The following is a 13,120-nucleotide window of genomic DNA, read 5'->3' as shown; positions in this document are numbered from 1 at the left end:
CAGTGCCGCCTCCGCGGCGCGCTCACGAAGATCGGCCCGCCAGTCACGGACCGCCGACTCAGAGCCGTCGATGAACATGCCCGCATCTTCGCGCGCCGGTATGACATTTCCCGGGCGGCCGGTCCCCACGGCATGAGAATTCCGTTTCGTGCCCGGCCCGTGGCCTGCCACCATCCCGGGCATGGTCACAGCGAGCGGCGCCCGGATCCGCTGGGCGGATCTGCCCGCCCCGGTCCGGCACCGGGTCGAGGGGATCATCGGCGGCGGCCCGGTGACCGAGGCACGATCACAGCCCGGCGGGTTCTCACCGGGCACCGCCGACCGGGTGCGCACGGCCTCCGGGCAGGCGGCGTTCGTCAAGGCGGTGACCCCGGCACTCAACCGGGACTCGGCCGAGATGGCCCGCCGGGAACTGCGGATCACCGCCGCACTTCCCGCGCACGCACCGGTGCCTCGGCTGATGGGCGGCTTCGACGACGGCGACTGGGTGGTGCTGATCCTGGAGGACGTGGCCGGCGCGCATCCGCGTACCCCATGGATCGCGCCCGAGATCGATGCGGCCGTGACCGCGCTGCGCGACCTGGCGGCCGCGCTCACGCCGGCGCCGCTTCCCGGCCTGCCCAGGGCGACCGACCACCTGGCCCCCGACTTCGGCGGCTGGGAGACGCTGGCCGCCGGCCCGCCGACGGACCTCGACCCGTGGGCCCTGCGGCACCTGGACATCTTGCGCGACGCCGCACGGCGCGGCGTCGCGGCGATCTCGGCCGGCGACACCCTCGTGCACTGCGACATCCGGGCCGACAACATGCTGGTACGCGAGGACGGCCGGATCATCGTCGTCGATTGGCCCTGGGGCTGCCTGGGTCCGGCCTGGCTGGACACGGTGCTCCTCGCGCTGAACGTGATCGTGCACGGCGGCGACCCGTCCCGGGCCCTCGACGGCGTCGACCACGACGCCGCGGTGGACGTGATAGCCGGCGTGGCCGGCTACTTCCAGCGGCAGTCCCGGCGCCCGCCGCCACCCGGCCTGCCCACGGTCCGGGCCTTCCAGCGTTTCCAGGGCGACGCCCTGTTGCCCTGGCTACGAGAAGCCCTGACCGGGCGATAGCACCGAAACGGAACTGAACCACACCCGCTGCCTGCCCGTAACAGTTGACGGGTTGACCGGCAGATGGGACCTCAGGCACACCGCACCGGGCCCGGCTCGCCGGGAGACTAGGCTTGACGCCCTGTGAACTGGGCTTCGGCGTGGCGGCCCGGGCGGCCAACCGAAACATGGAACGGAAGATGATGATCGACCAGGCCAAGGTGCGAGTCCTGCTGTTGGAGAGCATCCACCCCGACGCGGTGTCCCGTCTGGAGGAGGACGGCTTCCAGGTCGAGTCCGTGCGCAACGCGCTCGACGAGGTCGAGCTGATCGAGCGCATCCGCGGGGTGAACCTGCTGGGCATCCGCTCCAAGACCCAGGTGACGGCGAAGGTGCTGGAGGCCGCCGACAAGCTCGTGGGTATCGGCGCGTTCTGCATCGGCACCGACCAGATCGATCTGCCGGCCGCCACCGCCGGTGGCGTCGCCGTCTTCAACGCCCCGTTCTCCAACACCCGCTCGGTGGTCGAGCTGGCCATCGCCGAGATCATCGCGCTGACCCGGCGGCTGACCGAGAAGAACGCGCTGATGCACACCGGCGTCTGGGACAAGTCGGCCGATGGCGCGCACGAGATCCGCGGCCGCCGTCTCGGCATCGTCGGGTACGGCAACATCGGCACGCAGCTGTCGGTGCTCGCGGAGAACCTGGGCATGTCGGTCTCGTTCTACGACACCGCCGACAAGCTGGCGCTGAGCAACGCGCACCGCTGCGCCAGCCTGGACGAGCTGCTGGAGACCAGCGACATCGTCACCCTGCACGTGGACGGGCGCCCGGGCAACGCCGGCTTCTTCGGCGCCGAGCAGTTCACCAAGATGCGGCCGGGCAGCCTGTTCCTCAACCTGTCCCGCGGCATCGTCGTCGACCACCTGGCCCTGCGCGACGCGCTGAAGAGCGGGCACCTGTCCGGCGCCGCCGTCGACGTCTTCCCCAAGGAGCCGAAGGGCCGGGGAGACGAGTTCCTGTCCGAGCTGCGCGGCCTGCCGAACGTCATCCTCACCCCGCACATCGGCGGTTCGACCGAGGAGGCCCAGTCGGACATCGGCGGGTTCGTGGCGAACAAGCTGGCCAAGTTCGTGACCGAGGGCAACACCACGCTGAGCGTCAACCTGCCCGGCGTGACCCTGCCCGAGCTGCCCGGCATGCACCGCATCGTGCACATGCACAAGAACACCCCGGGCGTGCTGGCCCAGGTCAACCGGATCCTCGCCGAGCACGGTGTCAACGTCGAGGGCCAGATGCTCAGCACCCGCGGCGAGTACGGCTACCTGATCACCGACATCGCCCGCGGCTACAGCGACGAGGTGCTGGAGCAGCTCCGCGCGATGGAGCAGACCGTACGGCTGCGCGTCCTGTCCTGACCGGGATCCGGACCGGTGCGGCGATCCGTCGCACCGGTCACGGCTTCTTCTCCTCCACGGTCAGCAGGGTGATGGCGGAGACGGCGTCCACGTCGTAGCGGTTGGCCTTCTGCCAGTCCTTGGGTGTCAGCGTGGCGCCGGGTGGCAGGTCGCGCAGCGTACGCGAACCGGCCGTCACAGTCCCCGCCCCGCCACCGACCCGAACCCGGATCGGGTTGTCCACCGGAGCCCGCAGCACCAGCTCCTCGATACCGCCGGTGATCTTCATGGGAATGGTCCCGGACGCCTCGGCGAACGTCATGTCGGCCCGCCGGGTCCCACCGACCATCTCGATGCGGGTGACCCGCCCGTCGCTGAGGTCGACGATCCGCTCCGCGGCGTACCCGGAGAAGCGCAGCGCCCAGCGCACCTTCGCGCTCAGCACCACCTCGACCTCACCGCCGGTGCCCGCCTCGTCCCGAGCCAGGTCCAGGGTCACCAGGTCGTCGCGGACCCCCGGATTGGGCCGGATGCCCGCGCCCTCCGCGGTGCTGATCCGGTACAGGTCCGTGCCCAGGTCCGCGATGCTCAGCCGGACTCGGTCGGTGGCCGCGAGCAGTTCGAAGGTGGCCACGGTACGGCCGTCCAGCGGGCCGCTCACGACCCGTTCGTCGGTGCCGCCGGTTCCGAGCTGGAGCATCTCGCTGATCTCGGTGTCCGGGCCGGTGTAGTAGACCACCCCGGTGAGGGCGATGACCGCGACCGCCACCGCGCCGAGCAGCCCCATGCCGAAGGTGACCAGCCGGGACTGCCGCCGGGGCGTGGGCGGCGCGGCCGGGGTGTCACTCCACACCGCCGGCTCGTTGCGGCCGGCCGGGCGCTGGTCCGCACTGTCATCGGACCAGGCCGGGGCGATCCGGTCGCTCTCCGGCCATACCGCGGGGGTGGCCCAGCCGTCCACGCTCGTCGCCCGGGGCCCGGCCGGCTCGAACGGAACCGGCTCCCAGGGAGCCCGATCAGAAGCAGGAGAAGGAGCAGGAGAAGGAGCAGCCGGCTCGGCGGAGACCACTGAAACGTCAGGAGCTCGGATCGGCAGCACGGCCGGACGCACGCCCCCGATCGGCCCATCGCTGAAACCGAACGAGGTGCGCCCCGGCCCGCCCGGCGAAGCCGGCCCGAACTCCGGCGTAGCCCGCGGAGCTTCGGAAGCTTCCGGCGACACCGGCGACACCGACACCGACGGCGCCTCGGCGGCACCCGCCGAATCGCCGAACCAGTTCACCGCCGGCTCCGCCGGTTCGGCCGGTTTCTCGGCCCGCGGCCGGCGTCGGGGTAACGCGGACCCGGCCGAGCTCTCCTCGGCGGCGACCCCGGTCACGACCGGATCGGACGACGTGTCGACAGCGGTACGGTCCACTGCTTCCTCCCTGCCCCAGCGCCCGTGAATGACGCCCCCGCAAGGAGTACGGACGGAACCGCCTGTCGGATGAGTGATCGGAAGGTTTACCGCGGGTCAGGACGGACGAGTCCGCGCCGGGTGGCGATCGCGACCGCTTCGAGCTGGCTGTGCGCGCCCAGTTTGGCCAGAACCGCCTTCTGGTATCCACGGCAGGTGTGCACGCTGATGCCCAGCCTGCGAGCCACCGCACGTGCGTCCAAACCGGCCGCCATCAGCTGCAACACCTCGTCCTCGCGGGCGGTGAGACCACCGCCGCGCGGCGCGCTCACCGGGGTGGTGCTGCGCAGCAGCCGGGCCAGGATGTCGGTGGACACGGTCATCCCGCCGCCGTGCGCGGTGCGCAGCGCGTTCAGTACGTCACCGAGCGCACCGTTCTTCGACAGGAATCCGGCGGCACCGGCGGCCGTGGCCCGTCGTACGAGCGCCTGCTCCTCGCTCGCCGTGAGGATCACCACACGTGTGTCGGGCTGGCGCACCCGGATCAGCTCGGTGATGGCGATCCCGTCGGCATCGGACAGTTCCGGATCGAGCAGGATCACGTCCGGCACGAGCTCGGCGGAGAGTTGCAGCGCCTCCGCCCCGGTACGCGCATGCCCCACACACCGCAGGTCCGGTTGCCCGGCCAGAGCGTGTCCTAGCAGCTCGGCGAAGGTCTGGTGACCGTCGACGACGAGCACTCGGATCGCCTCGTCGCTGTCCATACGTCACCTTCCCCTTTCGCCCGGCGGGCTCCGCGCAGTCTAAGGATTACCCGCCAGGAACCCTGACCTACCAACAGGTGCCCGTTCAGTACGGCCGACAGAAGGATGACGCCAAGCGGATGCGATAACCAGTCTTTCGGCCGAGATACCCCCTCGCATTGGGGCTTGCCGCCGCCTGGCCACCGGCCGCAAAGTTTTTGATCATGTTCGACATCCAGCTCTTCGGCCGTATCGAGGTCCGCACCCGGGGCATCCGCCTCTCCGGTGACGACTTCGGTGGCGAGCGCCCGCGTCACCTGCTCGCGCTGCTCGCGTTGCGGGGTGAGCTGTCGCTTGTGGAGCTGGCCGACACGCTGGGTATCGCTCCGGCCACGGTGAAGGACGACCTGCGGGTGCTGCGCGAGCGGCTGGAGCCGGATGTCCGGGGCAGCGAATCGGTCGTCACCGGGCACCGAGGCCTCTTCCGCCTGGCTCCCGAGCGCGTACGCGTCGACGTCGCCACCTTCGACGCGCTGATCACCGCCGCCGCCGGCCGTTCCCCCGAGCGCGCCGCCCGCCCGCTCAGCGCCGCCGCCTTCCTCGCCTCCCGGCCCCTGCTGGAGGAGGAGTGCGCGCCCTGGGCCGCCGAGGCGCGCGCCGAGTACCGCGCGAAGCTCGTCATGGCGAACCCGGAAAAGCGCCCGGAAAGCGCCGCCCAGCCGATCTGATCGAGGCGCCCCGGAGACAATCGCGGGGTGCTGCCGATCACATTGCAACCCGTTCCGCTCGCCCCGGAGATCTCGCTTCACCTCGTCGACCGCCCGGTCGGGCTGTTCGACCTGACCGGCGGCGAGTTCCGCAGCGACGAGCCACCGCCGTTCTGGGCCTTCGCCTGGGCCGGCGGCCAGGCGCTCGCCCGCTACCTGCTGGATCGTCCGGAGGAGGTGGCCGGCCGCCGGGTACGCGACGTCGCCACCGGTTCCGGGGTGGCCGCGATCGCCGCCGCCCGGTGCGGGGCCTCGGCGGTCGAGGCGTCGGACATCGATCCCGCCGCGGTGGCCGCCGCTCACCGCAACGCCGCCGCCAACCGGGTGACGCTCGCCGAGCGGGTGGCCGACCCGGAGGTGGTACTCGCCGGCGACGTCTTCTACAGCCCGGCGGTCGCACCGCCGATGACCTCGCTGCTGCGCGCGGCGAGCCGGCGCGGCGCGTCGGTGCTGGTTGGGGACCCGGGCCGGGGGTATTTCCCGGACCGGCTCTTCGAGCTGGTGACCGAGTACGTGGTTCCGGTCCCGGCCGCTCTCGAGGAGACCGAGTCGCTGCGGACCGGCGTCTGGAAGATGCGTTCACCACGCAACAACTTGTAAGGTACAACCATGCACGAGCAGGACACCACCCGACTTGCCGACGAGATCGTGCGGTTCATCAGGATGGGCACGCGGTTCCGGGGCATGCTGAAGACCGGCGACCTCGGCGCCGAGTTCTCCGCGCTGATGCTGCTGCTTCCGTTGCAGTCGTCGGGCCCGATGCGGGTCACCGACCTCGCCGAGATCAAGCAGGCCGACCCGTCGACGATCAGCCGGCAGGTCGCCCAGCTGGTCAAGGCGGGCCTGGCCCGCCGCGAGGCCGACCCGGTGGACGGCCGTGCTTCCCGGCTCGCGGTCACCGAGGCCGGCGAGGCCGCCTGCGAGCGGCTCCGGGCTGCCCGCGTGGCGCTGCTCGGCGACGCGCTGAACGACTGGCCGGCCGAGCGGATCACCGCTTTCACCGACCTCTTCGAAGAGTTCAACAGCTCGATCGAGGCGCTAATACGCACCGATCCCACCGCATCCCCACGGGAGATTCCGTGAGCCACCCCAGCCCAGCAGCCGCCCCACCGGTGGAGTTCACGCACCGCCAGATCCTGACGATCCTGGGCGGTCTGATGATGGGCATGTTCCTGGCCGCCCTCGATCAGACGATCATGGCGACCGCGACCCGGACCATCGCCGACGACCTGCAGGGCTTCGACCTCCAGGCCTGGGCGACCACGGCGTTCCTGATCACCTCGACGATCTCCACGCCGCTCTACGGCAAGCTGTCGGACATCTACGGCCGGCGCCCGTTCTTCCTCTTCGCCATCGGCGTCTTCATCGTCGGGTCGTTCCTCTGCGGCCTCTCCGACAACATGTGGCAGCTCGCCGCCTTCCGGGCGGTCCAGGGCATCGGGGCCGGCGGTCTGATGTCGCTCGCTCTGGCGATCATCGGCGACATCGTTCCGCCCCGCGAGCGCGCCAAATACCAGGGCTTCTTCCTCGCCGTCTTCGGCACCGCCAGCGTGCTCGGCCCGATCCTGGGCGGCTTCTTCGCCGGCGCCGACAAGATCCTCGGGGTGGACGGCTGGCGCTGGGTGTTCTACCTGAACGTGCCGATCGGCATCGCCGCCATGGCGGTGGTCGCCAAGGTGCTGCATCTGCCGCACCACCGGGTCGACCACCGGATCGACTGGCCCGGCGCGATGACCCTGATCCTCTGTCTGGTGCCCCTGCTCACCGTCGCCGAGCAGGGCCGGGACTGGGGCTGGGACTCCGGGAAGGCGATCACCTGCTACGTGATCGGTGTGCTCGGCCTGATCGGGTTCATCCTGGCCGAGCGGGCGTACAAGGAGGAGGCGCTGCTGCCGCTGCGGCTCTTCGGCAACCGTACGGTCGCGGTCGGCTCCGTCTCCAGCACGATCCTCGGCATGGCGATGTTCGGCGGTCTGATGACCGTCCCGCTCTACCTGCAGATCGTGAAGGGTTCCTCGGCCACCATGGCCGGCCTCCAGATGATCCCGTTCGTGGTGGGCATCATGGCCGGCTCGATCGTCTCCGGCCAGCTGATCTCCCGGACCGGCCGCTACCGCATCTTCCCGATCGTCGGCAGCGTCCTGATGGTCGTCGCGCTCTTCCTCTTCTCGCTGGTCGGCGCGGACACCCCGCTCTGGCAGACCATGCTGGTGATGGTGCTGATGGGCCTCGGCCTGGGCAGCAACATGCAGCCGATGATCACCGCGGTGCAGAACGCGGTCTCGCCCCGGGAGATCGGCACGGCCACCGGCGCGGTGACCTTCTTCCGCTCGATGGGCGGCACGCTGGGCACCGCGGTCTTCCTCTCGGTGCTCTTCAACGTGCTGCCGGGCAACATCCGGGACCGGTTCACCGCCGCTCAGCAGACCCCGGAGTTCCAGGCCGCCTTGCAGGCCGACCCCGCGCAGCAGGAGCTGCTCAAGCGCGCCACCAGCAGCGACGCGCTCAACGACACGTCGTTCCTGGACCAGCTCTCCGACGTGATCGCGCACCCGTTCAAGGTCGGCTTCTCGGACAGCGTGCACGTCGTCTATCTGATGGCCTTCGCCGTGATGCTGATCGGCCTGGTCGTGGTCTTCTTCCTGCCGGAGCTGCCGCTGGCGCAGCGCTCGGCGCAACAGGCGCGCGCCGAGGACGCGCTTCAGGCCGAGAAGGGCGCGGGCGTGCCAGGTCCGGGTTCCGGCCCGCAGGCCGGATAAAACCCATTCGGGGTACGGGCGGAGCACAGTCCCCGTACCCCGCGTCGCGACTCCCGCTCTCAGGTGTGCGCAGTAGCGTGACCGCATGGCTGTTGTGAAGATCAACGCGATTGAAGTCCCCGAAGGCGCCGGCCCCGAGCTGGAGAAGCGTTTCGCGGCCCGGCACGGCGCGGTGGAGAACTCCCCGGGCTTCCTCGGCTTCGAACTGCTGCGCCCGGTGGCCGGCGAGAACCGCTACTTCGTCTACACCCGCTGGGAGTCGGAGGAGGCGTTCCAGGCCTGGTCGAACGGCAGCGCCAAGGAGGCACACGCCGGCGAGCGCAGCCGGCCGGTAGCCACCGGAGCCAGCCTGCTGGAGTTCGAGGTCGTCCAGCACGTGGACAAGCCGACCTCGTAAACCAAGCTCAGGCGTTGCGGGCGGCTGCGATCAGCAGCCGCTCGGCGACGCTGCGCCGGTCCAGCCCGAGACGCTGGGCGCTCTCCTGGAGGATCGCGTACGCCTCCTGCACGCCGCACCCGCGCTGAGCGATGATCACGCCGACCGCCCGGTCCACCTCGGCGCCCTCGGACAGCCCTTCCCGCCGCTGCAACTCGCCGAGCAGCACCTCCGCCTGTCCGGCCACCGCCATCGCGGTGAGCAGCAGTTCCGGGTCGATGTCACCGGCCCGGCCCAGGTAGAGGCTGAGCGCACCCACCGAGGAGCGGCGCACGTCGAGCGGGACCGCCAGGACCGCGCGGACCCCGGCGACCCGGGCCGCGCCGCCCAGTTCGGGCCAGCGCTCGTCATCGGCCAGGTCACCGGAGACGACCAGGGAGCGGGTCCGGGCCGCCTCCAGTCCGGGACCGGTGCTCCGGGCGTACATCTGCTCGTCGAAGGTCTCCCCCGCCGCGCCGGCACCGGCCCGGGTGAGCGGCCCGCCTTCGCCGATCAGAGCGACCGAGCAGCGCGCGACGCCCGGCAGGGCGCTCGCGCCGAAGACCGCGAGCCGGTCCAGTGCCTGCCCGAGCCGGTCGGCGGAGAGCAGCCGGACGGTCAGTTCATGCAGCAGCCCGGCGAGCTCGACCGAGTGCGGTCCGCCGGACGCGGCGAGTGGAGCCTGGCGTCTGCTCCGGCCGCGGCCCGGTCCACCCGCGATCCAGCGGACCACGTCGGACGTGGACGTGCTCTCGGCGGGCACGCGCCGGGTCAGACGGGCGCCGCGTTGCACGGCCGGGATGCGACGTTGCGGGACGGACACTGGACGGATATTGCCACGTCGATCAAGAACGGTGGGCGGCCAGGTGCCCCTATCGAGGGTTGTTGTCCGGATAAACCGTCTCGTCCGAGCGACGTCTTTCGAGAAATGAGTCCGGTGCCGCGCCGGGGTCGTCCTCGCGTTCGTCGGAGTCGGCGAGGATCGCCTCGGCCTGGGCACGCGGGTCGGCACTGCCCGACGCCGTCTCCTCCGGCAGCAGATCGGCGGCGCGTCGTCCGGTCCGTTCGTCGGTCATGGTTGATGTTTCCCCGGGGCGGGTTGGGGGCAAACCGGGCGCCGCCCCCGGGTGGGCCGGGGGCGCGGCGCGGATGTAGATGCCGGTGTGCAGGTCGCCTCGCGGCGAGTGGCGCGACACGGCTCCAGCCGAACGGAACTCCGTGAAGGCTTAGGGTGAGGCCCGGGGACACTGGGCACACCGGCATCTGTTCACAACTGTCGGCACGTCACCGGGATTCCTGGAGCGTATGTGACCTGGATTACAGCCTCCGGGTTTGCCCGGCGGCGGTACGGGTAGAGCCGTGCCGTGACCGACGACATCCGTGTGCTGGACGAGTTCCTCGACGCCGCGTACGACGCGCAAGAGCGCCTGACCAGCGGCGACCTGCAACGCCGGGCGATCGCCTCGGACCTCCCGGCGGCCCTGCTGACCCGCATCGACGCCCTGCCCGAAGGCGAGTACGCCCAGGACGAGGCCGCCGAGGCCCTGCGGTCGATCTAGCCCTCCGCCTTCTCCTTGGCGATCGAGTACGCCATCTGGAGGAAGTCGGAGACGGCCGTCGCGGTGAGCGCGGTCGCCGCCAGCCGGGTCAGCCGGGGTGCGAGCACCAGTCCACCGGTCAGCCCGGTGGCCACCCAGACAGCGAGGCAGAACGGGCAGGTGATCAGCTCGCCGATGCCGTGCCGGACGCTGCTGCCGCCGTCGCGTACCTCCTCGTTGAGCTCGGCCGCTCCGGCCGGCTCCGCGTAGCGGGTGAACGGGGCACGCAGCGGGCTGGTCACCGCGTCCTTGGCGACCAGCCGGCTCAGCTTGTGAGTGGCGATCGACAACAGCGCCACGTCCGCCATGGCGGGCCGGTCCGGCAACGGGCGGCCGCTCAGCTTGGCGGCACCGGCGAGGCTGGCCGCAAGGGCGCCGAACGCACCCATCGCGACGAGGTAGCCGTCGAGCGGCCGGTGGTCGTGCGGTGCGTAATCCCGGGCCACTCGGGCCACCCTGGTGCGAAGAGAAGTCATCCTCAGAAGTCCTGGGTCAGCCGGTGGGGGTCGACCTCGCGGCCCGGATACCGCGCCATGTACTCGGTCTCCAGCTCCGCGGTCCGCTTGAAATGGTTCTCCAGGGCCGCGTCGGGACCGTGCCGCAGGGTCTGCAGCCGGGTCCGGTAGAGACTGCTCAGCTCGCGGAAGAGGTCGTCGTCGGCCAGACCCGCAGGGTCTATGCCGGTGTCGAAGACCACCGCCGCGCCGTCTTCGAATCGCGCGTCCGTCATCGTGCACCTCCGTTCGTTCGCCTCGCTCGCCAAGCACGGTTGCCCGAGGGGGCGGTCGCCAAACCCGCGCCGGTACGCTCGTGGGCATGAAGGGGCTGTGGACTCCGGCGTGGATGGCCCGGCATTTCGTCGCTCTCGTGCTGACCGCGACCTGCCTCGGCCTGGGCTGGTGGCAGTTCAGCCGCGCCACCGACGGCAACTCGATCAGCTGGGGCTACATGTTCCAGTGGCCGGTCTTCGGAGGCTTCGTCGTCTTCATCTGGGTCCGGGAGATCCAGCTGGCCCGGCGCCGGTCTCGCGGCGAGACCGAGCCCACCGCTGACGAGACGCCGGCTCCGGTCGCACCCCGCTCCGCGGACGCCCCGATCACCCTGGGCCGCCCGGTCCGGGTGGCGGCACCGGCGGCCCCGGCCGACGACACCGATCCCGCCCTCGAGGCCTACAACGACTACCTGGCCTGGCTGGCCGCCCATCCCGGGGCCCGGCCCGCCGACTACCCCGGCCGCATCCCCCAGTGAAGACGAGCAAGGAGACACCCGCCGTGCAGGGAGCCCTCACCCGCTACCGGATCATCGCCTGGATCGTCGGCGTGGTCCTCATCCTCCTCGTGGTGATCGGCATGCCACTGAAGTACCTTGCCGACAACCCCACGGTGGTCGAGCTGGTCGGCCCGTTCCACGGCTTCCTGTACATGGTGTACCTGGTGCTCACCTTCGACCTGGCGCGGCGGGCGAAGTGGCCGTTCAGCCGGATGCTGATCGTGATGCTGGCCGGCACCATTCCGTTCTTCTCGTTCTGGGCCGAGCGTCGCGTCACCAGCCACTGGGTGCCGAACTCCGCATACGAGCCGGCGCTGAGCGAATAGTCCGGAATCCCGTACCGAAATAACGCTCAGCGGCGACGAAATAACACTCGGTTATCGGGATTAATAGCGCAAGCCAGGCTATTGGTAGAAATCAGTCGGTCAGGTCTTGATTTCTTTTCTTCCGTCGATAGGTTAATGCGGTTGGTTCGGTCCGCAGCCACAAACCCTCGGGTGGCGCCGGCCAACGCCGCCGACTCTCCGTGACGGCCGCCACCTCCCCCGGTGGCGGCCGTCACGACCGGAACCGGGAAACCAGCGGTAGGGCCTTCTTCCCGCCCGCGGCGCTGCTGGACCCAAGCATCAGCACCCCCGGTGGGCGGCCAAGCGGAAGAAAGGCCCCTGACCAGTGCCACACCCCCGTACCCGGCTCCGGGCGCTCGTGGTCGCGCTGACAGCGCTCGCGATCACCACGTCGGGAGCGACGGCCGTACACGCGGCCCCGTCCAAGAGCGAGCTCAAGAAGAAGATCGACGCGGCGTCGGAGAAGCTCGAGGACGTCACCGAGTCGTACAACAAGATGCGGCTCGACCTGAAGAAGACCAAGGCGGACACGGTCAAGCTGGAAGCGTCGCTGAAGCCGACCCAGGCCGCTCTCGCGAACGCCACCGCCAAGGTGAAGACCATCGCCGCCACCTCGTACATCCAGGGACGAGTGGGTCCGCTCAACGTGCTGGCGAGCGGCGACGAGGACACCCTGCTGCAGCGGATGGCCTATCTGGAGCAGATCGCGCAGGCGAACCAGCAGGACATCGACGCCTTCACCGAGACGACCGAGACGTACGCCGAGCGTAAGGCGGCCCTCAAGGTCACTCAGGACAAGCAGACCGCGCAGGTCCAGGAACTCGCCGACCGCAAGAAGAAGATCGAGGGCGACCTCGACAAGCTGTACGACCTGCGGGAGCAGGCCTACGGCAGCCCCACGGAGGACACCGGGGGCTACACCGGCAAGATCCCGGACATCCCCGGCTCGGCGGGCAAGGCCGTGACCTTCGCCTTCAACCAGATCGGCAAGCCGTACGGCTACGGCGACGCCGGCCCGAACTCGTACGACTGCTCCGGTCTCACCTCGGCGGCCTGGGCCGCGGCGGGCAAGTCATTGCCGCACAACGCCGCCGCGCAGTACAGCGCCACGGCCCGGATCAGCCGTGCCGACCTGCAACCAGGCGACCTGGTGTTCTACCGCTCGAACGGGCACGTCGCCATCTACGTCGGCGGCGGAAAGATCATCGATGCGCCGTCGGCCGGCCGTGACGTGCTGCACCGGACGATCGACATCATGAGCCCGAACGGCTACGGCCGAATCAAGTAACCCTGGTACGACGAAAGGCCGGTGCCCCCGAATCCCGGGGGCACCGGCCTTTCG

17 protein-coding genes are annotated in these 13,120 nt (G+C 70.3%); 11 read left to right on the top strand and 6 right to left on the bottom strand.

Going from position 1 to position 13,120, the window contains the following annotated elements; genetic code table 11:
- The first annotated feature begins 181 nt into the window (after positions 1-181).
- Together I4J89_RS40200 and serA are read left to right on the top strand one after the other, a co-directional pair.
- Positions 182-1,108, top strand: coding sequence for an aminoglycoside phosphotransferase family protein (locus I4J89_RS40200; protein WP_196419458.1), 927 nt, complete (start codon positions 182-184; stop codon positions 1,106-1,108).
- Between the two features lie 179 nt (positions 1,109-1,287).
- A complete protein-coding gene (gene serA, locus I4J89_RS40195; RefSeq protein WP_196419457.1) occupies positions 1,288-2,505 on the top strand; it encodes a phosphoglycerate dehydrogenase in 1,218 nt (405 codons plus the stop codon).
- A 37-nt stretch (positions 2,506-2,542) separates the two neighbouring features.
- Here serA and I4J89_RS40190 read toward each other — a convergent pair whose 3' ends face one another.
- Together I4J89_RS40190 and I4J89_RS40185 are read right to left on the bottom strand one after the other, a co-directional pair.
- Complete coding sequence (locus I4J89_RS40190) at positions 2,543-3,901, bottom strand: hypothetical protein (RefSeq protein ID WP_196419456.1); 1,359 nt, start codon at positions 3,899-3,901, stop codon at positions 2,543-2,545.
- A gap of 86 nt (positions 3,902-3,987) precedes the next feature.
- Positions 3,988-4,644: a response regulator gene (locus tag I4J89_RS40185; RefSeq protein WP_196419455.1), complete on the bottom strand. Its 657-nt coding sequence runs from the start codon at positions 4,642-4,644 to the stop codon at positions 3,988-3,990.
- 203 nt (positions 4,645-4,847) lie between these two features.
- On the opposite strand from I4J89_RS40185, the gene I4J89_RS40180 reads away from it, so the two are divergent.
- From I4J89_RS40180 to I4J89_RS40160, 5 genes are all read left to right on the top strand, one after another.
- A complete protein-coding gene (locus I4J89_RS40180) occupies positions 4,848-5,351 on the top strand; it encodes a hypothetical protein (RefSeq protein WP_196419454.1) in 504 nt (167 codons plus the stop codon).
- A gap of 30 nt (positions 5,352-5,381) precedes the next feature.
- Positions 5,382-5,990: a class I SAM-dependent methyltransferase gene (locus I4J89_RS40175; protein ID WP_196419527.1), complete on the top strand. Its 609-nt coding sequence runs from the start codon at positions 5,382-5,384 to the stop codon at positions 5,988-5,990.
- 9 nt (positions 5,991-5,999) lie between these two features.
- Entirely contained in the window at positions 6,000-6,473 is a 474-nt protein-coding gene (locus tag I4J89_RS40170; RefSeq protein ID WP_196419453.1) for a MarR family winged helix-turn-helix transcriptional regulator, read from the top strand.
- Complete coding sequence (locus I4J89_RS40165; protein WP_196419452.1) at positions 6,470-8,149, top strand: MDR family MFS transporter; 1,680 nt, start codon at positions 6,470-6,472, stop codon at positions 8,147-8,149. The genes I4J89_RS40170 and I4J89_RS40165 overlap by 4 nt, the downstream gene beginning before the upstream one ends.
- Before the next feature lie 85 nt (positions 8,150-8,234).
- Entirely contained in the window at positions 8,235-8,546 is a 312-nt protein-coding gene (locus I4J89_RS40160; protein WP_196419451.1) for an antibiotic biosynthesis monooxygenase family protein, read from the top strand.
- 7 nt (positions 8,547-8,553) lie between these two features.
- On the opposite strand, the gene I4J89_RS40155 is transcribed toward I4J89_RS40160, so the two are convergent.
- Together I4J89_RS40155 and I4J89_RS40150 are read right to left on the bottom strand one after the other, a co-directional pair.
- Positions 8,554-9,387, bottom strand: coding sequence for a GAF and ANTAR domain-containing protein (locus tag I4J89_RS40155; protein ID WP_196419450.1), 834 nt, complete (start codon positions 9,385-9,387; stop codon positions 8,554-8,556).
- A gap of 49 nt (positions 9,388-9,436) precedes the next feature.
- A complete protein-coding gene (locus tag I4J89_RS40150; RefSeq protein ID WP_196419449.1) occupies positions 9,437-9,640 on the bottom strand; it encodes a hypothetical protein in 204 nt (67 codons plus the stop codon).
- Between the two features lie 288 nt (positions 9,641-9,928).
- Between I4J89_RS40150 and I4J89_RS40145 the strand changes: the two genes are divergently transcribed.
- The gene (locus I4J89_RS40145; RefSeq protein WP_196419448.1) at positions 9,929-10,123 is read left to right on the top strand and encodes a hypothetical protein; all 195 of its coding nucleotides are present in this window, start codon (positions 9,929-9,931) and stop codon (positions 10,121-10,123) included.
- Here the strand turns inward: I4J89_RS40145 and I4J89_RS40140 are convergent.
- A complete protein-coding gene (locus tag I4J89_RS40140) occupies positions 10,120-10,638 on the bottom strand; it encodes a DUF1360 domain-containing protein (protein ID WP_196419447.1) in 519 nt (172 codons plus the stop codon). The genes I4J89_RS40145 and I4J89_RS40140 overlap by 4 nt on opposite strands.
- A 2-nt stretch (positions 10,639-10,640) precedes the next feature.
- Positions 10,641-10,892 carry a DUF6158 family protein gene (locus I4J89_RS40135; RefSeq protein ID WP_196419446.1) on the bottom strand — a complete coding sequence of 84 codons (252 nt, stop codon included), beginning with the start codon at positions 10,890-10,892 and terminating at the stop codon, positions 10,641-10,643.
- 86 nt (positions 10,893-10,978) lie between these two features.
- Here I4J89_RS40135 and I4J89_RS40130 point away from each other — a divergent pair, with 86 nt between their 5' ends.
- From I4J89_RS40130 to I4J89_RS40120, 3 genes are all read left to right on the top strand, one after another.
- Complete coding sequence (locus I4J89_RS40130) at positions 10,979-11,410, top strand: hypothetical protein (protein WP_196419445.1); 432 nt, start codon at positions 10,979-10,981, stop codon at positions 11,408-11,410.
- A 23-nt stretch (positions 11,411-11,433) separates the two neighbouring features.
- Positions 11,434-11,757, top strand: a complete 324-nt coding sequence (locus I4J89_RS40125; RefSeq protein WP_196419526.1) for a DUF3817 domain-containing protein — start codon at positions 11,434-11,436, stop codon at positions 11,755-11,757.
- Between the two features lie 346 nt (positions 11,758-12,103).
- The gene (locus I4J89_RS40120; RefSeq protein WP_309238683.1) at positions 12,104-13,066 is read left to right on the top strand and encodes a C40 family peptidase; all 963 of its coding nucleotides are present in this window, start codon (positions 12,104-12,106) and stop codon (positions 13,064-13,066) included.
- The last annotated feature ends 54 nt before the right edge of the window (positions 13,067-13,120 follow it).

Source organism: Actinoplanes aureus (genome assembly GCF_015704865.1).
GTDB classification, from domain to species: domain Bacteria; phylum Actinomycetota; class Actinomycetes; order Mycobacteriales; family Micromonosporaceae; genus Actinoplanes; species Actinoplanes aureus.
Note: the sequence above shows the minus strand (reverse complement) of the source record. Positions and strands in the feature narration are given on the sequence as shown.

Coding starts and splice junctions, on each gene's coding strand:
- I4J89_RS40200 (WP_196419458.1), top strand. CDS start 182: ATGGTCACAGCGAGCGGCGCCCGGATCCGCTGGGCGGATCTGCCCGCC.
- I4J89_RS40130 (WP_196419445.1), top strand. CDS start 10,979: ATGAAGGGGCTGTGGACTCCGGCGTGGATGGCCCGGCATTTCGTCGCT.
- serA (WP_196419457.1), top strand. CDS start 1,288: ATGATGATCGACCAGGCCAAGGTGCGAGTCCTGCTGTTGGAGAGCATC.
- I4J89_RS40185 (WP_196419455.1), bottom strand. CDS start 4,644: ATGGACAGCGACGAGGCGATCCGAGTGCTCGTCGTCGACGGTCACCAG.
- I4J89_RS40160 (WP_196419451.1), top strand. CDS start 8,235: ATGGCTGTTGTGAAGATCAACGCGATTGAAGTCCCCGAAGGCGCCGGC.
- I4J89_RS40150 (WP_196419449.1), bottom strand. CDS start 9,640: ATGACCGACGAACGGACCGGACGACGCGCCGCCGATCTGCTGCCGGAG.
- I4J89_RS40170 (WP_196419453.1), top strand. CDS start 6,000: ATGCACGAGCAGGACACCACCCGACTTGCCGACGAGATCGTGCGGTTC.
- I4J89_RS40135 (WP_196419446.1), bottom strand. CDS start 10,892: ATGACGGACGCGCGATTCGAAGACGGCGCGGCGGTGGTCTTCGACACC.
- I4J89_RS40140 (WP_196419447.1), bottom strand. CDS start 10,638: ATGACTTCTCTTCGCACCAGGGTGGCCCGAGTGGCCCGGGATTACGCA.
- I4J89_RS40180 (WP_196419454.1), top strand. CDS start 4,848: ATGTTCGACATCCAGCTCTTCGGCCGTATCGAGGTCCGCACCCGGGGC.